24 protein-coding genes and 1 pseudogene are annotated in these 16,956 nt (G+C 38.2%); 4 read left to right on the top strand and 21 right to left on the bottom strand.

Annotated elements, in window-relative coordinates:
* Window positions 1-37: 37 nt before the first annotated feature.
* The 6 genes from CW370_RS20145 to CW370_RS20115 form a co-directional block, all read right to left on the bottom strand.
* A complete protein-coding gene (locus tag CW370_RS20145) occupies window positions 38-955 on the bottom strand; it encodes a phage minor head protein (protein ID WP_101169942.1) in 918 nt (305 codons plus the stop codon).
* The gene (locus tag CW370_RS20140) at window positions 952-2,484 is read right to left on the bottom strand and encodes a phage portal protein (RefSeq protein ID WP_101169941.1); all 1,533 of its coding nucleotides are present in this window, start codon (window positions 2,482-2,484) and stop codon (window positions 952-954) included. Before CW370_RS20140 ends, CW370_RS20145 begins: the two co-directional genes overlap by 4 nt.
* 3 nt (window positions 2,485-2,487) lie before the next feature.
* On the bottom strand, window positions 2,488-3,783 hold the full coding sequence (locus CW370_RS20135) for a PBSX family phage terminase large subunit (protein ID WP_101169940.1): 1,296 nt from the start codon (window positions 3,781-3,783) through the stop codon (window positions 2,488-2,490).
* Entirely contained in the window at window positions 3,776-4,495 is a 720-nt protein-coding gene (gene terS, locus CW370_RS20130; protein WP_101169939.1) for a phage terminase small subunit, read from the bottom strand. The genes CW370_RS20135 and terS overlap by 8 nt, the downstream gene beginning before the upstream one ends.
* Window positions 4,496-4,657: 162 nt before the next feature.
* Entirely contained in the window at window positions 4,658-5,266 is a 609-nt protein-coding gene (locus CW370_RS20125) for a hypothetical protein (RefSeq protein WP_133063222.1), read from the bottom strand.
* A gap of 670 nt (window positions 5,267-5,936) precedes the next feature.
* A complete protein-coding gene (locus CW370_RS20115; protein ID WP_046663737.1) occupies window positions 5,937-6,392 on the bottom strand; it encodes a sigma factor-like helix-turn-helix DNA-binding protein in 456 nt (151 codons plus the stop codon).
* Between the two features lie 185 nt (window positions 6,393-6,577).
* On the opposite strand from CW370_RS20115, the gene CW370_RS20110 reads away from it, so the two are divergent.
* Complete coding sequence (locus CW370_RS20110) at window positions 6,578-7,678, top strand: beta family protein (RefSeq protein WP_061573736.1); 1,101 nt, start codon at window positions 6,578-6,580, stop codon at window positions 7,676-7,678.
* Here the strand turns inward: CW370_RS20110 and CW370_RS20105 are convergent.
* The 14 genes and pseudogenes from CW370_RS20105 to CW370_RS20045 all read right to left on the bottom strand — a co-directional run bounded on the left by CW370_RS20105 (window position 7,605) and on the right by CW370_RS20045 (window position 14,493).
* Window positions 7,605-8,216, bottom strand: a complete 612-nt coding sequence (locus CW370_RS20105) for a sce7726 family protein (RefSeq protein ID WP_069703855.1) — start codon at window positions 8,214-8,216, stop codon at window positions 7,605-7,607. The two genes, CW370_RS20110 and CW370_RS20105, sit on opposite strands and share 74 nt — an antisense overlap.
* A gap of 213 nt (window positions 8,217-8,429) precedes the next feature.
* Window positions 8,430-8,636: an XtrA/YqaO family protein gene (locus CW370_RS20100; protein WP_101169938.1), complete on the bottom strand. Its 207-nt coding sequence runs from the start codon at window positions 8,634-8,636 to the stop codon at window positions 8,430-8,432.
* An 81-nt stretch (window positions 8,637-8,717) separates the two neighbouring features.
* Window positions 8,718-9,146: a RusA family crossover junction endodeoxyribonuclease gene (locus tag CW370_RS20095; RefSeq protein WP_101169937.1), complete on the bottom strand. Its 429-nt coding sequence runs from the start codon at window positions 9,144-9,146 to the stop codon at window positions 8,718-8,720.
* 95 nt (window positions 9,147-9,241) lie between these two features.
* Window positions 9,242-9,391 carry a hypothetical protein gene (locus tag CW370_RS20090; protein WP_101169936.1) on the bottom strand — a complete coding sequence of 50 codons (150 nt, stop codon included), beginning with the start codon at window positions 9,389-9,391 and terminating at the stop codon, window positions 9,242-9,244.
* Window positions 9,382-10,323: an ATP-binding protein gene (locus CW370_RS20085; RefSeq protein WP_101169935.1), complete on the bottom strand. Its 942-nt coding sequence runs from the start codon at window positions 10,321-10,323 to the stop codon at window positions 9,382-9,384. Before CW370_RS20085 ends, CW370_RS20090 begins: the two co-directional genes overlap by 10 nt.
* A complete protein-coding gene (locus tag CW370_RS20080; protein ID WP_157829196.1) occupies window positions 10,205-10,882 on the bottom strand; it encodes a DnaD domain protein in 678 nt (225 codons plus the stop codon). Before CW370_RS20080 ends, CW370_RS20085 begins: the two co-directional genes overlap by 119 nt.
* Before the next feature lie 76 nt (window positions 10,883-10,958).
* Complete coding sequence (locus tag CW370_RS20075) at window positions 10,959-11,813, bottom strand: recombinase RecT (protein WP_101169933.1); 855 nt, start codon at window positions 11,811-11,813, stop codon at window positions 10,959-10,961.
* Window positions 11,814-11,815: 2 nt separating this feature from the next.
* A complete protein-coding gene (locus CW370_RS20070; RefSeq protein ID WP_101169932.1) occupies window positions 11,816-12,775 on the bottom strand; it encodes a YqaJ viral recombinase family nuclease in 960 nt (319 codons plus the stop codon).
* A 106-nt stretch (window positions 12,776-12,881) separates the two neighbouring features.
* Complete coding sequence (locus tag CW370_RS20065; RefSeq protein WP_101169931.1) at window positions 12,882-13,076, bottom strand: YqaI family protein; 195 nt, start codon at window positions 13,074-13,076, stop codon at window positions 12,882-12,884.
* Window positions 13,036-13,209 carry a hypothetical protein gene (locus CW370_RS21380; RefSeq protein ID WP_157829195.1) on the bottom strand — a complete coding sequence of 58 codons (174 nt, stop codon included), beginning with the start codon at window positions 13,207-13,209 and terminating at the stop codon, window positions 13,036-13,038. Before CW370_RS21380 ends, CW370_RS20065 begins: the two co-directional genes overlap by 41 nt.
* A pseudogene (locus CW370_RS20060) lies at window positions 13,206-13,462 on the bottom strand (YqaH family protein). Before CW370_RS20060 ends, CW370_RS21380 begins: the two are co-directional and overlap by 4 nt.
* On the bottom strand, window positions 13,459-14,028 hold the full coding sequence (locus tag CW370_RS20055; protein ID WP_015714341.1) for a helix-turn-helix domain-containing protein: 570 nt from the start codon (window positions 14,026-14,028) through the stop codon (window positions 13,459-13,461). The pseudogene CW370_RS20060 and the gene CW370_RS20055 overlap by 4 nt, the downstream one beginning before the upstream one ends.
* 73 nt (window positions 14,029-14,101) lie before the next feature.
* Window positions 14,102-14,242, bottom strand: coding sequence for a hypothetical protein (locus CW370_RS20050; protein ID WP_088679343.1), 141 nt, complete (start codon window positions 14,240-14,242; stop codon window positions 14,102-14,104).
* A gap of 29 nt (window positions 14,243-14,271) precedes the next feature.
* The gene (locus tag CW370_RS20045) at window positions 14,272-14,493 is read right to left on the bottom strand and encodes a helix-turn-helix transcriptional regulator (protein WP_095315165.1); all 222 of its coding nucleotides are present in this window, start codon (window positions 14,491-14,493) and stop codon (window positions 14,272-14,274) included.
* Window positions 14,494-14,641: 148 nt separating this feature from the next.
* On the opposite strand from CW370_RS20045, the gene CW370_RS20040 reads away from it, so the two are divergent.
* Together CW370_RS20040 and CW370_RS20035 are read left to right on the top strand one after the other, a co-directional pair.
* Window positions 14,642-15,001, top strand: a complete 360-nt coding sequence (locus CW370_RS20040) for a helix-turn-helix domain-containing protein (protein WP_101169929.1) — start codon at window positions 14,642-14,644, stop codon at window positions 14,999-15,001.
* Between the two features lie 241 nt (window positions 15,002-15,242).
* Window positions 15,243-15,602 (top strand): hypothetical protein, encoded by a 360-nt coding sequence (locus CW370_RS20035; protein ID WP_101169928.1) that lies wholly within the window; start codon window positions 15,243-15,245, stop codon window positions 15,600-15,602.
* 45 nt (window positions 15,603-15,647) lie between these two features.
* On the opposite strand, the gene CW370_RS20030 is transcribed toward CW370_RS20035, so the two are convergent.
* Window positions 15,648-16,136, bottom strand: a complete 489-nt coding sequence (locus CW370_RS20030) for a GNAT family N-acetyltransferase (RefSeq protein WP_101169927.1) — start codon at window positions 16,134-16,136, stop codon at window positions 15,648-15,650.
* A gap of 170 nt (window positions 16,137-16,306) precedes the next feature.
* Between CW370_RS20030 and CW370_RS20025 the strand changes: the two genes are divergently transcribed.
* Window positions 16,307-16,828 carry an ImmA/IrrE family metallo-endopeptidase gene (locus tag CW370_RS20025; protein WP_101169926.1) on the top strand — a complete coding sequence of 174 codons (522 nt, stop codon included), beginning with the start codon at window positions 16,307-16,309 and terminating at the stop codon, window positions 16,826-16,828.
* Window positions 16,829-16,956: the final 128 nt, after the last annotated feature.

Raw genomic sequence — 16,956 nt, 5'->3', positions numbered from 1 at the left:
CCCCACTCCATAAAAGTAATGAGGTTATTATACTACTTTATTCCATATTTGCTAAGACTTCTCTGCGAATCTCTTCTTTTTCTTCAGCTGACAACCCTAAAATCCTGTTATCTACTACAGGCGATAGAACACAATGACAATGAACCCGTTCGCCTGCTGAGAGTTTAGGATCCCTCGGAAACATGCAGGTCTCGGTGCTACCTGGTATCTGAAATTCTTCATCGATTCCAATGACAGTGCCATCAAGATTGATGTGATTCTCACGTGGGTAGTTTTTCTTACTTCCGCTGTGCCGCCATTTCTTTTTCTTTACTGCCGGCGATTGTGCATAAGATTCAAGCTGCGCGGCAGAGGAAGCGGCAAGCACTTCAGTGATTGCCGTTTTCCGGGCCCGTCCCCTATGAAATTGCGGCATGTCTTTGAGGGTCAACTCAATGTCCTGAATCGATGAACCGTTCTCGATGGCATCTGTCAGAATGTTCTCCACCGCTTCATGTGTGTTTAACTTCATGATCTCAGCCAGCTTCTTTGACCAATCCTTAATCCAATTAACTGTACGGGTAGATAAGACTTTAAAAGGCACTTCTGTATCTATAGAATCCATGATTACTTCAGCCAACTCTTCAATAGTCTGTTGCAGGAATCCCTCAGTCAGTTCCTGAAATTCTTCCTCGAAGTCATCCTCCGCAAAAAGGTTCTGAGTAAAAAACACTAAAAGGGCTTCTAACGTCTCTTTTGAGTCTTTGCTTACAAAACCATTCAGACCATCTAAAAACTTCTTACGCTGGCGTCTGAGTAATCTAGCGATGCCTTTTTCATATTCCTCCACATACTTGGGTATATTAGATTTGCCAGGAAAGTCAGGTACCATCTCCCCCAATTGTTTATACTGATTTTCCTTGGCTTTTTGAATAAATGCGTTCAGACTGTCCAATAGCTTATCTGTTTTGTTCATCTCTTGAGATCCTCCAGAACATCCCGCATATCTTTTAATAACCCAATCATATCAGGAGTACCGGTCTTAGATTTAAACAGCGCAGTCAAAGGATCGGAAGCGGACGACTCGTTAGTCTTACCAAGCGGCCTGTTGTATTCTTCTTCTGGCCATTCTTCAAGCGTCTTACCAAGTACCCGTCCAGCCAGATCACGTAGATCATTCGGAGAAACTGCACCAGCTGTTATAAACGGTGTTAGAACCTTAGCAATCTCAAGCGGATCTCTAAAGTCTGGTCCTTTTAGCTGAAGACGAACCTTATGAATTTCAAGGTCATTTAGAAATAAAGCATTTAGTTTACCTGTGATTAATTTTCTTTCTGGCTGAAAGACTTGTTCCTCAGTAATCTTCCTTGCTGTATCTGCAGTCGCTCTGTTGTAATCTTGAGCTTCACCAGTATAAAGTGGAGGCAAACGAAAAGCCGATCTAATTTTATCTCGGCTCTTTTGGTCATATTCAAGAAACAAAGCATCTTCTTGAAGGATTTCAGCAAGTGACTTAATATCGACTTTCACTGGAGCAATCTCTTCATCACCATGAATGTTTTTCCCCTTCGCTATGCCTTCCGCTTCAAGTAAAAGAAACTTATGAGCGTTCTCCACTCCTTCAAGCCCATTCATGTAATCCTGCAATTGTGTGTATGAATCCTCAGACAACATTCCATTTTCTATTGTAATAGCAGCGGGAATATGTCTTCCTTGTTTGAAATACATGAAGTTTAGCTCTTCTGCTTTACGAGCCCCGTACAGATTAACAATATGACCGATCCATCGGGGCTTTCCATAAGTACCGCTTCCGATTTTGAAGTGAACTACCTCATTGGCTCGTTTTTCGAAAGGTGTTTGTTCATCATATTGGCCTGTCTCTAAATTTAAAGTACGAGGATCACCATATTCCTTAAAATAAACCATACGGCCATCAATCATCTGAACATACTTACGAAATCGTTTTTCTCTTTTGATTGATTTCATTTGTCCTTGTTCGAAGTACGTAAAATCAACTTCGATTGGTTCAGACATTTTGCAAACTCGTACATTTTGAACATCCATGTATTCAATGCCGGCTGGCTTATTTTCACCGTTTCGGATAACCTCAATAAATCCATTACCGGTCTTTTCTCGGTCTTCAATAACAAAGCCTAGTAAAGTCTCAGCTGACTCATCAAAGTGAAGATATTTAACGAACTCTTCAAGCTTTGTCCATTCACTTTCAGCTTCTGTTTTTTCATTGTTTGTCACATCTGGCGAATTCACATCAAACGAATACTCAAAATCAAATCCAAAGCCCACAATATTTGTCCTGTAGGCATCAACACATTGCTGTAAGATTGTTGAATACTCAGCAATCATTTTCAATTCTTTTAGGTTATACGGAGGCGGTAAAATATTGCTGTCATAGGTGTCCGCAAATTCATCCTCATAAATTTGTTTCGTTGATTCAGTAGGTGGAGTAGCTTTGATCACTCGTGCTTTAACAGATTGTTTTGACACGCTTTACCTCCTTCCTGGTCTTGATCTTTGAGGTCTTCCTTTAGATTCTTCTTTCAAATCGGTTACCTCATAATCATCGAGAGCGTACCAGATAGCTGATAGTGTATGCGGGTCTATGGTGAACTCGTCTTCTATAATGTTCCCCAGCTTATCAGTAGCATAAGTGAGCGGTTTTAGTTCATAAATCGTGTTCTCGCAACGATCAGAGCAAATGATCTTCTTGAACCGTTTGATCTTCTTTGTGTATTGGAGACGTGATCCTTGATACTTTCGGGCACCTACCATATTGAAACCGTGTTGCTGAAAATAACGTATTGTTTTGGGCTCTGCTGAATCCGCCTTGATTAATTCCTTAGTCTCTGCAAATTCCTTGAGTTCTTCGGCTGTCTTATCATCCGTCAGTCCATTTTTGTAATACTCCCAGTAGATATAGAGATATTTCTTCTCGTGATCCACAGCAACTCTAACAACGGCGTTATACGATTCCACAAAGCCAAAATCCATACCAACCCGTTTAAGAGGGCGGTTAATATCAGCGATTGCCTTCAAAACCTCTTCATGTGGTCGCTCTTCAAACTGCGGTAGCACCCGAATTCCATTCACGCCAAAATGACCTTTCCGCGCAATTCGGTAAAGGTCTGGATCGTATTCCTTCAATTCTTCAAGTTGCTGGACGTAGCTTTCTGGCAGGAAAAGATTATCATCTGCCGTTGAGTGATGATAATAGGTGTCGTTGCTAACGATTATCCGCTTTTCATAAAGTTCCTTATCATCCAGTACAAAGCGCTTCTCCCTATCATCCTTGAAGAAATGCTTAAAAGTCCAATTGTCCTCTCCAACTGGATTTGTTGAAAGTATCATGTGAAGCGGCAATGTCGGGTGACGAAGACGTCCTAACAGCTCCTTGAATCCCTCATACTTCACTTCTGAACATTCCTCAATCCAAATGAGTGAAATATTATTGATTGATTTCAGTTTGGCTGGCTTATCCATCCCTTTAAAGATGATGCGACTGCCATTTGAAAATCGAATCTGCATGGGCGAAGATACACACCTAACGATATGATCTAATTTCAGATCACTTACAATTTCATCAAAAAGAGAAAATGTGGAATCCCTATGTGTATCGTACACTTCTCTGATAATAAGTGCAGTACGCTTTTCTATAAGCAATTTCAGAACAATCTTCAAAGCAACATGATAACTTTTGGATGACCCATAACCACCAACAAGAAACTGAAACTTTTGATTCCAGTCAAAGAGAAATTCTTTAAAATGGGGATTTACTTGTTTAATCATTTTCATCACTCTTGTTTACAATAGTGATCTCAAAAGGTTTATCTTCTTCGGTAAGTTCTTCGATCTCTAATTTTTTCTTGTTGATATTTAAACGCATATGCTCTAATTTAAGGCGTCGTTCATCTTCTGAATGCGCTAATTCGTCAAACTGCTTTATAAGGTTCCTGAGCTCTGCCATTGCCCTTGATTGGGCATTCAAGAAAGTAGCATGACGATCCCAGGAAAATTGGAATTCGTATTCTTCCTCTTCAACTTCATTTGTCTCAGATAGGACAGACTTTTTCTTTTTCAATTCCTTAATCATTTCTTCCTTATCAGAAACGAACATGATCTTTTGTGCCCTTATTATTGCAGCATATTGGATTTGTATTTGGTCCCATATCATATCGACAGGTGAGCTCTCCCGTATCCCTTCCATGATGGATAGCGTTTCTTCCGGCAGGAATTTCGAGAAAAATCCATGAGTTGCAGCGTTTTGATTTCCCTTTGGTGCGCCACCCTTATTCCCTAAAGCATTTTTGTTACCGAGTGGTGCACCTACTTTTTTTGTGTGCACACTTTTCTTGGAAGGTGCACCCTTTTTTCTTTGCCAACCATGCCGCTGTTTCCACGATTTGATTGTGTTTACAGACACCCCATATTTCTCAGCAAGGTCTTTGTATTTCATACCTTTGAGATAATCCTTATACGCCTGTATGTGCTTTTCAATCATCTACATCCACCGCCGCCTCCTTTTGAATTTGAGTTGTTTTGAAAATAATATTCTCTCTAAACCGCCACCGCGCTCAAGCTGTTAACCGCCAAGTGTTTATCCCTAAGGCTTAACGGAAGCAGTTTGCTGAGAATATTAAAAGACACCTTAGTAAAAAGGTGCCTATTGATTGTCATTATTAGATCGATGCAAATCATCAGCGGAATTACTTTTATTTTCAAACTCTTTTACTCTATCCATAAAATACTCTAGGTTTCTGTCAAAATAATGATAATTTATCACCATGATCATTATTAGTACACCGTTTATAAAGCCAAGTGTTAGTGTCTTTCCGTTAAGTAAGTCCGTATCAAGACAACAAAAAATTGTTATAGTAAAAAAAGACAACATCAAACTTGTAAGTAAGCCTCTTCTTGCATGAAGTTGCCCTAAACGATAACTGTATATATTTTTTATTCCTTCACCTAGTTCTTCTTCTTCAACGATTCGCTTATCTATTTTAAATTCCTTGTCAAAATAAATTAGCCATTTTCTTTTTCTGTATTCAGGAATAACAAACCAAAAAAACAAACTAACTTGATGAATGATATGCCCTAAGATTATTCCTAGTGCTGCAGCTAGAGCAGTAAACCCTACAAGTGAGAAGCCCTTATATTTGAGAACTTGGATTATGTAACTTGGTTCGTTTATTACGAACAACAATGTTATAAATATCATAAACACCCAACCCGGTAATCCCCATCTAACCAAATACTTTGATTCAAAATTCAACATTATCTCCCCCCATCTTATTATCGGCGAAAGAGCCTAACAGAAAAACCTTCTGCAAAATTTGTCGAACAAAAAAAGCACCCTAAAAGGATGCTTAATTATTTTCTGCTCTTTATGTAATCTTCTTTACTGATACCTAAAAGCTCCGCAGAGTGCTCATCTGCTGATTGTTCTAAATGATGCATTTGATACTTAACGAATTCTTCTTCAGTAAATACCTTTTTATCGATGAGAATATCAATTAGAGCTTCTATTGTGCATTGACTCCGCCTGCTAACTGTTCTAACAAATGTTGCTGATTAACATTAATTGTTCTTGTCACGTTTTCACCTCCCACCTTAATATCGGCAAAAGGTTTCGACAAAAAACATTTTGCAGAATTTGTCGAACGATTACGCATTACACAGATCCTTTTTTATATTAAAATTATTTCAAGCTTTTGTAAGCTAGGTGAGCGCGGCTCTCACGGTTAATCCGAACAAGTCGAAATCCTTACTCGCCTAGAGGGGGGTGTGGTTATGGAAATCCACATCAAAATTTCCCGGGAGTTTGCAGTCGCAATTTTGATTGCAATCGCTAATGCCTTTCTCCGTTAGGAGAGAGGTTTTTTGTTTTTTAATTTATTCCTAACGCGAATGATTAAATGATCCGCGCCGACCTGCCTCCCATTTTACACTACAGATTTTTTCAGATTCAACAAACGCTCAAAGTGGCAATCTTGGCATAATTGACTGATCAACTCGTCTTTCATTTTGCGAACAGTTTCCCGTGAAATGCCAAGGTGAAGACCAATAGCACGGTAGCTCATCCCCTCCATCATGCAATCATAAATAACTTTGTGTTGCTCTCCTTTGATTTTTTCAGCCCCTAACTCCACTGCATATACTCGCTCTTCATAATACTTAAGACGCTTGAAAAGACGTTCCTCTCTCATATCCATTTGCCGCAATTCAGCCTGACTCTTCCCAGGACTTCCTTTTGGCATAGCAGCTTCTAATCCATATTGAGCAACCCCCCAATTCTTCATTGGAATTACTGAACCATAGAGTACCCTCTGCAAACGACGAACCTCTTTCACCATCCAATGATAGCTATTGATTAGATTTTCAATTTCTTTTCGATTCATAAAACGTCCTCCTTTTTAAACAAATAAAAACGGACACCAAACCAACAGCGTAAATGCTGTAGTTCAGTGTCCGCAGGCTTTCCATCTTGGACAATCTAATTTTTTTGAATTTTTTTGAATTTTTTTGAAACCTATTTCTTCCTTTATCGTATTACTTTTATCCTAAACAAAATGGAGGTTATAACATGTTTGACGAAAAACACTATGTACCTGTTTTAAAATGGAAAAAAGGCGAAAGAAACGCACTTAAACACCTACATCGCAAACAAGACATAACACCTTTATTAGAAATTCAATCACCCGACAAAAACAAAACTATTGAGGACCACCTATCTGGATTTCAGCAAAGTATTGAAGAGTCGTGGTCAAAAGAAGACCCAATTTTTGTAGATGTTGATTCTCTATATTCTAGTGTCGAAAATGATACTTTTATTGACGGAGACGTTCACCCTTTAAAATATATCGTCTCATCAGTAGAAATGGCAGGAACTCATTGTATACCCGTGTATAGTTTCTATAGATACAATACTGAAGAACAATACGACATTGTTTTAAAGGAGTTAATAGATCAGTATAAAAGAGGTCTTTGTATCAGATTAACTCCCGATGATTTAAGTGATTTACAAACATTATCTTCTGATATAACTGATGAACTTGAATATTTCGGTCTAACCGAAGAAAATGTAGACATTATTTTAGATTTTAAAGATATTTCAACCAGATCAGTTGATCAAGTAGTAGATGAGTTAATTCAAATTTTACTTAATTTCCCCAAATTAAATAGTTGGAGAACCATTACATTTTGCGGTACCTCCTTCCCTGTGCAGTTAAGTAAAAAAGTTCCGACTAAAAATAACGGTTCAATTCCGAGAGTTGAATGGCTAACTTATCAAAGACTTTTAAAACTAAATCTCGCAAGAATCCCAAGTTTCGGTGATTATACAATCACTAACCCTATGACTTCTACTGATTTTGACCCAAGAATAATGGACATGGCTCCAGCAATTAAATACACCACAAAATCAGAATTTTTAATTTATAGAGGATCAGGTGTTAAAGCAAGTGGAGAAGGCTTTGGTCAAACCAAAGCTTTAGCGCAGGATGTTATATCTAATCCAGCATACATGGGTGCAGCCTTCTCCTATGGCGATAATTTCATATATGAACGCGCTACTAACCCTGAAAGTTCTAGAGGAAACCCAACCTCTTGGGTTACTGTAAATGTAAATCATCACCTTGAATATGTTGCTTCCCAGTTATCCAGTTCTCTCGTTGTTTCAATTTAGAGTTAACTTCCTGTTGAAGTTCCTCTAACCCCAGTGATTCTGCTAAATAGTTCAATATCGCATTCTTGGGTTTACTTAGATAACCTCTTTGTAAACCCTTTTCTTTCAGAATGTCTAATGCTTCTTCTTTCCATAATAACTGCGAGATTGACATAGGATCTAATTTCTTATTTTCCCTTCCCTTCCTAACCCTTTTAAGTCGCGGAATTCCTTTATTATTATAAACAACAATAATTCCCCACCATTTAGGAACTAACTCCTTTACTTGATCAAGGTAATTTTTAGAAACGACTATTGTCATCCTATTAAAAACCAAGTTATAGTGAGAGATTTGAGACGGCAATCTTATTAATGTGTCACTTTCACTTTTTATTTCATAACCATGTCTAATCCCATTAATAACCGCCACATCCACTCTAGACTTTCCATAAAGTATACCCATTTCATTTACAATGCGAGTATCTTGTTCATTTTCACATTCTGTATATAATACATCTAAGAGGCTTCTCCTTAGATCTATGTCTTTTAACTTGTACATAGTATCACCTTTTATAAACTTAAAATTTCTATACTAAAAGTATATATGCAATTCATGTAAAAATTCCTTCTTAAAAATATACTAAATTTTAGTTGAAATCAATTAAGGTTGTTGTATGAAATTTAAAGAATTCGTCTCCTATCTCCCGCAGAACCGCAATCCTGTAGAATAAAAAAACACTGCAATAGCCTAAGTAGCCACCCCTTCAATAACTTACCTGACTTTGTATCCTATCTCATGATCAACCCGCGCAAAGCTCCCCTTTACAGTTTGAATAACCGTTTTACCGTGTACCGGAGCATCTAAGACATGAGCAGTTCCCTGATTCCCATCTAAAACGATAATCTGAACTTTCCCTGGGTCAATCTTCTGTAGAATAGTGAAGTCATTTTTGATGTTTATTTCTCTTGGATTGTACACTCAAAGCGCCCCCTGTGTTATGATATAAGTACCAGTCCATATCAAGAACACTGAGGCTAAGCGCTTCGGTGTTTTTTATTTTTAAGCAGAAACCTCTCTTATCATGACTTCCACTCTCGGCTCTTCGCTATAAAACTTGCTAACTTTCAGATCCACAACCTGACTATCATCTTTGTATATCAGATGATTCAATGCATCTTTCACGCCTTTTACATAGTTATCAACATCAGGCTTTGTAGTAGGCCTCAGAAGACCTTTTTCGGCTTGTTCTTTCTTCTTTTTTGAGTTTGAAAGTGATTTTGGCATTGGTCTGTACACTTTGACATCCATTGAGACAGGACCAGTAATAATTGTTTCTGGGCGATGCTGAGATGCAACCAATGCCACATACTGCTTAAAGTGCTTTGATTTCGCTGGATCACGCATATGCACCTTCCCATTTCGTATTGATCCACGCGGCCGTCCTTGTGCGACTGGCTCACCATAAACAGTGAACTTAATGCAATCCAACTGTTCTTTACCTCCCGTCAAGCTGTTCCCATAGCTGAATTTCTTTTTCTACTCTCGATGCCGAGATTAAAATTGCCAGCAGAGACACGACTGCTTTAAGCACTCAGCATCCGCTCCATTTGCTTTATTTTTTCCTCAAGTAAACGGATAGTTGGCGTAAGATCTTTACCTTCTGTAGGACTTAGAGGTCCGAATATATAAAGTCCATCAGCTGCTTTTACATTCGTTTTCTCCTTCATTCCCAATCACCTAACCTATGATTTAATTGCATTCGATCGCCTTTAATAATCACTATGTAATCACGACACATCTGGTGAATCCGTGAACCAAGGGCCTCGTCTATATTCAAAATCTCATCGATTGTTAACTCCGAAGAAATCAGCAAAGGCTTGTGATTTAAATATCGGTAGTTTAAGACTGACTGGATTTGTTCAACCTGCCAATCGGTTGCCCTTGGCTGACCGTTTATTGGTTTGAATAAGTCATCAATGAATAGAACTTCGACCTTTCTCATGGCATCGAGTTTCGCTTCTAAGTTATCAAAGTTAGCTTTCAAATCACCCATGCCCTCTACGTAAGGGAAATACATGCAGTGTACTGATTTTTTCTTGATCAGATTATTCATAATCGCTGTGAGCAAATGAGTTTTGCCACTGCCTGGCTGTCCAAGTAATGCGATACTGTTTTGCCTTTCTCCTTTGATCTTTTGAAAATCTTTATAATATTCCACTGCACACTCATAAGCGTCCTTGATCATGTCTGGCTTACCGTCCGTGATGAAGTTACCAAAGAGAAGCTTTTCAAATTCTTCTGTAATGCCACTAGCTGCCATGAGTCTGGCAAGTTTCTTTCGTCTCACACATTCACACTGTTTTGAATAAGTATCTTTCCATTCACTAGCTTTGTTCGGCGTGCAAACCTTCCCCAAAAGAAAATCATCTTCAGGCACCATTTCATCTGGAATCATAAGATCTAACTGTTCATCCAAACGCCAAGGAGTGTCCTTATGAACCCGATAAACGATAATTCCACGATCCTTACAATAAGGACAATCAAATTCAGCCTTTTCTTCGGATGCGGCCTGTTTTGTTCCCAAAAAGCGGGCTGACTTTTCCCGAAGTTCCTGCATGATCGTTTGAAATGCGGTGTCTATACTGACTGCTTTGTTTATAGCCATATTGTTTCTCCTTTCTCTTTTGAGTGAATGGATTTGATAAGATGGCTTGAACATATGACAAACTTGCAGCTTTCCCCTTTAATTGAAACGCTGTCTTGATAGCCTCCATCACTTTTTCTTCACCATAATCGTCGACCATGTATCCAATTCGCTGTGCCTCCATCGGGCCGACTGACCGAGCAACTTTGTTTTCATATAGCTCAAAGGCATTTTTCATTTTGTCATCGACCTCCTGATGTTCAATCTCAGCTGGTTCCAAAGCTTTTTTCTTCATGTAATTTCCTAGCTGTATGTAGTCTGCATAATGAAGTATAGTGACGATGAATCCTCTTTTTTGCGGAAGACGGTGCAATTTGATATATCCCTGTTTCTCCATTCGGTCTAGTGAGTATTTGATCTGTGCAGCTGACCAGTTAAAATCTTTTGCAAGTTCCACAACTTTGATAATGGTCTGCCCAAGTTCTAGCTCTTGATTTGGCCTGTATTCAGCTCTTTTGAACAAGTGGTCATAAATTTTTTCATCCCTAAACTCTTTGAATGGTAGTCGGGGTATGACCACATACCCCATTGCTTTTATGTCCAAGTCACTCACCTACTTCCTTTCACAGAGTGCAGGTATGTCACAGATGCCGACCTCAATCAAACGGAAGTTCATCGTCTTTTATATCTACAGGCGTTCCGTCAAAAGGATCAGCTTCCTGCGAGGTTGTTTTTTCTGTTTCTTCTTTATCTGAAGGCTCGGAATCGATAATTTCTGAACTGTCTGCTTCATTGGTAATGTCAATCCGTTCCCTTGTTTCATCTTCTTCAATAACGGCTTTTTGCATTTCCACAGAGAGAATCCCCCACTTACTCAAAACTGCTTTTAATACAGTCTTAAGAGCCATCGCATCCCAATCATTTTTCCATCCAAAATCAGATTTACTGAATTTCTTTTTGTGCTTCTCTACTTGTGCCTTTGTCCAGTACACTGTTTTTCGGAAGCCATTTATCAACTCAAAATAAGCTGCATAACCAATCACTGCATCTGATTCTCGTTTTTCAAAATCAATGTCGATCTCCTCAGTCAACGGATTCCACTTCTGCAATTCGCCTTCATGAATCGGTATGCAATTGATGGATTTATATTGGCCTGTTCGCAAGGCAAGCTGGATATATCCTTTGTATCCAAGCTGGAATTGAGCCTTTCCTCCATAAGGCACAATCCAGGCATACCCTAAGTTTTTATCTATAGGAAGGTCGAGTGTAGCTGCTACCATTGCAGATGAGATGACACTCATAGGATCTGTTTTCTGCAGCATCTGCTCGCTGTTATATAGGCTTAAGATAGAGGCAGTAAACTGTGTAGCCCTCTTCCCTAACACTTCCTCAAATCGCTTAATAACGGATGGTGAGGAAAGTAGCCCTTTCATGGTTGCTCCTTGTTGTTGCACAGGTGCGTTTTTTTGCTTCTTTTGGATGTTGTTTTTAATTGATTGATTAGTAGCCATAATCAGCTAACCTCCTTGATTGCAAAACGTCTGAAATGAGTTTCCTTTTTGACCTTCTCGTAAATATCCGGAAACTGCTCTTTGAGCTTTTTCGTGTCAACTCGATTTGAGACAACAGGCTTCCAACAAGCTTGATAGTTTCCGATAAATCCAAACTCTGCGTCCTTCATTTCATGTTTGATCTGGTTCTCTAATTCTTTTGCCTGGCTTTGAAGTTCTGAGATCTGTTCTTTAAGAAGCAAGTATTGTTGAATACGTTCTCGATTAGCCGCAGTTAAATCAATAGCTTTGTTATTTTCCGTTTCGGCATATCGTTTTTTGAGGTATTCCTCAGCAGCACTTGAACCATCTAAAGCAGGTGCTTGTCCGCCTAAGACCTTGTCATTCCAGAACTCAATCTCTGCTTCAAAGATCATGTCAATTAACTCGTCGTCTCTCTCAATCTCTTTCCAGACAAATTTGTTCCCGCCGATCAGCACAGCAAAATAAGCTTTCCGATATTTAGGTCCAAGCACACCCAGATAATGCTGGACCTGCACGATATAGCTCTCGGGGATTTCTTCGTCTTCCCATTCTTTTAAGTTGTAAGCAGAGGTTGTTTTACACTCAAGGATCGCTTTTTCACCAACGATCATTCGATCTACATTAGCCAAAATGAAATCATGTTCTGGATGTCTAAGTATTGCTTTTTTACGTCTAACCTTCTTGCCACTACGTATTTCAAATTCTTTTGCAACAATGTCTTCAAGCAATGATCCAAAGTAAGCAGCTTCACTTTGCGATTCACTAACAGGGACCTGTCCTGTTTTGTCTAACCATAATTCAAAAGGTGTCTTCCACTTGTTTAACCCCAAGATAATAGATGCATCTGAGCCGCCAATTCCTTTTCTTCTTTCAATGAGCCATTCATCACGGCTCATTTCAGTAGTCTTAGCATGAATCTCAGCCCTTTTGCTTGTCATACTACCTAACCCCCATTGTGTTTATTGAGGCTATCTGATAAAATATTTTGCACATGAGTTTTTATTGATAGCCTTTAAAGAAGTCCACTTTGCCGAGTGGGCTTTTTTATTGCGCATTTTTAAATTCAAAACCAAGTTGCTCCCTTAGATATCTTTCCAAGTTCTCTCTGAGAATGATTTCGCCGCCATCAATTACATAATCATCAACTGGAGTTACTTCATCACCGTAAAAATCTATTTGCACATCCGTTTCAGGCAGCTTATCGTGCCAGTTGTTTATGACCATTGGATTTTCGACCATTCTTATTCTCCTCTCTGAATTTGACTGCACGTCTATCCCATAACAGATGGAATTCACTATTGTTACGAATCATCGCACACCATTTACGAACTTCCAGAGCAGTTGCAGGCTTATGAACAAAATGAACCATCATCCTATACACCTGCTACTACTGTTAAGTTGATGCCTCGCTGTTGCATTTTCAATGCTGTTTCATAAAGTTGTCCTTTGTTTGCCAGTCGGCTGATATCCTCAGTAAGAACCTTGATGCTTCCAGCGAGACTAATCGCTTCTTCATAATCACCATCACGTAATGCTTCTGACAGCATGATTGATAGCTCTTCTGCTGATTCGATTTTTCTTTTTGCGATAGGAACATCTGATTTCAAGAAATGATTAGTATTCATACTGAAACCGCCTGCCTTCCTTCTTGTTTTGCCATAGCAACTTGATCGACTAGTGCTTTCCGCGTCCATCTATCTGCAAGCTCCTGCATTTTCAAGCCGTGAGTACGAACAAGTGAATAAATCAATGTTTTGTTAGCCGCGATTAAATCAAAAATCTGTTTAATATCAGCCATCGGCAGTTCCTCTGTTTTACCTGGTCGGTTATCCGTTAGCCAACGGGCTAAATGTTTGGTTGCTTGCAGTGCTTCCTCCAATTGGTGAACCATATTAATCACCGCATTACTTGCACATTCATTAAGTGCCGGATCTATTGGAGCAGCGGCTGTTGGGTGAAGTTTGAATAAGTAATGGACAAGATCAATATGTTCATAGGCATCGCACTTCTCAAACCATTTAATACATAATTCCGGAGTAAGCTTGGCAAGTCCATTTTCAACATCTGAAACATACCTTTGATCCTTACCTCCGATTAACTTGCCGATTTGGTATTGGGAAAGACCTGCAGCCTTTCGGGCACTACGCATAATCTGCGGTAAATTCCGCATGTTGTATGGGTTGTTCTCCATATGTTTGCCTCCTGATATATTGAGTTTTCAGTTTTAAAATTGAAGTTAAAAGACCATGCTGTTTATAAATGACTTAGGCTGATTCCTTTTTATTTTGTTGTGCAAGCTTCTCTTGGTGTTCATTCATGCGCTGAACAAGTATGCCTCTGAGGTATTTGTAAGCTTTGGCTTCTGCCTGTTCAAACAACGGTCCTTTTTTCAAGATGACTTTCATAAGAAATGCCTCCTTGGTTACAACTTTTATTAGGCTGGATTTTTAGCTTTTTGTTTCGTTTCGACAACATTTTCTTCAAAAAAAATTGTCCAATCAAAGTTAAGCTCTCGTGCTATTTTTTTAGCTAATTGAACGGATGGATTTCTTTTCCCTAATTCAATGTTGGCGTAAGCTCCTCGAGAAATGTTAACTTTTTGGGCAACTGATTTTTGACTTTGATTACCTCGTTGTGAAATTAACCATTCTCTCATAATTTTCAACTCCTTTTGTGTCATTTCGAATCATTCGACATTATAATATCGTCGATATGAAACATTGTCAATATATTTTTCGTCGATTTGAAACAAAACTTTATTTGTTTCATTTTGACACGTTATAATTATTGGAGAGGTGTGTCCAATGTTTAATAAAAAATTAATTGCTCTTAGAAAATCAAAAAAGCTAACACAAGAAGAAATGGCATCAAAAATAGGTGTTCATAGAGGAACATATGCTAACTACGAGAGAGGACACCGCCAACCAGATTATGAAACGCTGGTTAAAATAGCTGATTTTTTTGAAGTTACTACTGACTATCTCCTTAGAGATACAGAAAGCGAAAACCTTGATAGAACCTATAAAGAACAAGCAAAAAAAGTGTTAAACGATCCTGAAACATTCCTTGCAGCAAAAGACGGTGAGGTAACAGATGAGATCTTACAGGCTGCTTTGGAGATTATAACGGAGCAATTAAAGGAAAGACGGAAATCAGATAAATAAACGCAGTTAGTTTATTATTATTTGTTTCTGTTTATTATGTTTAATTCTGTTTACTAATAAGATTTAGATTCTCATTTATATCTCATTTAGATCCTCATTTACAAAATGATTTTTGAATCCCTTAGAAACCCTTACACGGCAAGGGTTTTTGTTGTTTTTCTCATTTATATTTTCATTTATGTTTCTTTTACATTTTCATATATAAAAATGAAGTGGCCTGATTACATAAGGAGCGTTTATTGTGAAGAGAACCATTGAGTTTTTTTTAAGTTTGACAGGGAGCCTATTGGGTGTTGTAGCATCTATTTTTGCTTTAGTTATCGCCTATCTTGATTTATTTTTTCATTTAATTAGATACTTTGAAATGACGAGCGACCTTCTTGTTGAGGCATGGGTATCTTTGATCCTTTCATGTATTGGGTTTACAGCTTCAATTGTTGTCTTATTTAAGCCAAAGTTGAGCAGTGTTCTACTATTTGTCTCAGGGGGAGGACTTATATGTATTGATTGGTTCTACTTAATACCAGCAATACTTATGATCATTCCTGGAATCATGGTGTTCATTAGAAAAGATAAAATAAATTCAAGAAGAGCCTTCTAAGAGACTCTTCTTTTTATAACTTTATGAAGCTTCAATTGACTTCGTTTATATTTGCCTTTTATACCTCAAAGAGATATAACCATCTGCATTCTCCTCATATTGTAATGTGAAACCTTTTGCTTCATAAAAAGGTATCCCTTTTTGATTTCCTTTCTGTACAGAAATCCATTGTTCAGTAGCATGAAATTCTTTTTGCTGTTTGGTTATCGCATCGAGCAATAGACTGCCAATTCCCTCATTCCTCCTGTCGGGACTTAAATATAAAACATATATTTCTCCGGATGTACCACTAATCATTCCACCCGCTCCTGCTCCAATAACTGTGTCATTTTCCAAAGCAACAAAATAACCGCCCCATCCTTTGGTTGAACTCGACACTTCTTTTAATATTCTATCTGGATTATAAAACTCTCTTATAATTGATTCTAAGTAATCTTTTGGATAGATATCTCGATATGTTGCCCAATTGGCATCCGAGCAAACTTTTGAAATTCCTTGCACATGGGCGAAATTCGCCTTGCAAATATGTATCATCATATGCCCTCCTTACAAGTACTAAATACAATCTCGTTCATAAACATTCCTTTTTCCTTGTGAAGTCAATTCTATTTAGACGCATTTTCCTATGAAAAAAGTCTTGATTTTCCTATAATATTTAAACGAATCCAATTTTTAGATTGTCGTCTTTAAGGAGGTTTTTTATCTTGAGGTATACAAACAGTCATTTAGAGGATTGGATTGAAAACTTATACAGAAAGATTGATATTACAGAACCTGAACAAATTAATTTTGAACGGATTGCTGAGTCATTAGATATCAGGCTTTCGTTTAAACCTGTTACAAGCTTCGCACTTAAACACAGCGGAATTTATAATATATGCTTGGACAGCCGAAAGAGCCGAACTGAACAATGGTATGATTTCGCTCATGAATTTTGCCATATATATAGACATGAAGGTGATAAAAAAACAATGCCTGCAACTTGGACAGATTATTTAGAGTGGCAGTCCAATTATTTTACATACCACTTTTGCATTCCAACTTTCATGTTGCGTAATATTAATCTTTCGTACATACAATCACATGCAATTGAAAATGTGGCTTGGCTATTTAAGGTATCCCCTTCTTTCGCAAAGAAACGTTTGAGCATTTATTACAGGAAGCTGACCCAACATTTATTTAGCCAAACGTTACGGGAAATCTACGCACCCCCCTTTTGTAATTAATAATGAAATCCTCATGCATTTGCGCGCATTGAAAAAAACAAAAAAAGACGTCTCCCTTCACGATCCGATCGGGCAGGATAAGGAAGGGAATGAAATAAGCCTGATTGACGTTTTGAAATCCGAAAACG

The organism is Bacillus sp. SN32, assembly GCF_002837495.1.
Lineage (GTDB): Bacteria > Bacillota > Bacilli > Bacillales > Bacillaceae > Bacillus > Bacillus subtilis.
This window is presented reverse-complemented; position numbering and strand designations above follow the sequence as displayed.

Excerpts from the sequence above, each read along its gene's own strand:
- CW370_RS20030 (WP_101169927.1), bottom strand. The coding sequence starts at position 16,136 with ATGATACATATTTGCAAGGCGAATTTCGCCCATGTGCAAGGAATTTCA.
- CW370_RS21380 (WP_157829195.1), bottom strand. The coding sequence starts at position 13,209 with ATGATGGTTCATTTTGTTCATAAGCCTGCAACTGCTCTGGAAGTTCGT.
- CW370_RS20115 (WP_046663737.1), bottom strand. The coding sequence starts at position 6,392 with ATGAATCGAAAAGAAATTGAAAATCTAATCAATAGCTATCATTGGATG.
- CW370_RS20065 (WP_101169931.1), bottom strand. The coding sequence starts at position 13,076 with ATGGTCGAAAATCCAATGGTCATAAACAACTGGCACGATAAGCTGCCT.
- CW370_RS20070 (WP_101169932.1), bottom strand. The coding sequence starts at position 12,775 with ATGACAAGCAAAAGGGCTGAGATTCATGCTAAGACTACTGAAATGAGC.
- CW370_RS20135 (WP_101169940.1), bottom strand. The coding sequence starts at position 3,783 with ATGATTAAACAAGTAAATCCCCATTTTAAAGAATTTCTCTTTGACTGG.
- CW370_RS20045 (WP_095315165.1), bottom strand. The coding sequence starts at position 14,493 with ATGAGAGAATGGTTAATTTCACAACGAGGTAATCAAAGTCAAAAATCA.
- CW370_RS20040 (WP_101169929.1), top strand. The coding sequence starts at position 14,642 with ATGTTTAATAAAAAATTAATTGCTCTTAGAAAATCAAAAAAGCTAACA.
- CW370_RS20085 (WP_101169935.1), bottom strand. The coding sequence starts at position 10,323 with ATGGCTATAAACAAAGCAGTCAGTATAGACACCGCATTTCAAACGATC.
- CW370_RS20145 (WP_101169942.1), bottom strand. The coding sequence starts at position 955 with ATGAACAAAACAGATAAGCTATTGGACAGTCTGAACGCATTTATTCAA.
- CW370_RS20105 (WP_069703855.1), bottom strand. The coding sequence starts at position 8,216 with ATGTACAAGTTAAAAGACATAGATCTAAGGAGAAGCCTCTTAGATGTA.
- CW370_RS20110 (WP_061573736.1), top strand. The coding sequence starts at position 6,578 with ATGTTTGACGAAAAACACTATGTACCTGTTTTAAAATGGAAAAAAGGC.
- CW370_RS20075 (WP_101169933.1), bottom strand. The coding sequence starts at position 11,813 with ATGGCTACTAATCAATCAATTAAAAACAACATCCAAAAGAAGCAAAAA.
- CW370_RS20050 (WP_088679343.1), bottom strand. The coding sequence starts at position 14,242 with ATGAAAGTCATCTTGAAAAAAGGACCGTTGTTTGAACAGGCAGAAGCC.
- CW370_RS20055 (WP_015714341.1), bottom strand. The coding sequence starts at position 14,028 with ATGGAGAACAACCCATACAACATGCGGAATTTACCGCAGATTATGCGT.
- terS (WP_101169939.1), bottom strand. The coding sequence starts at position 4,495 with ATGATTGAAAAGCACATACAGGCGTATAAGGATTATCTCAAAGGTATG.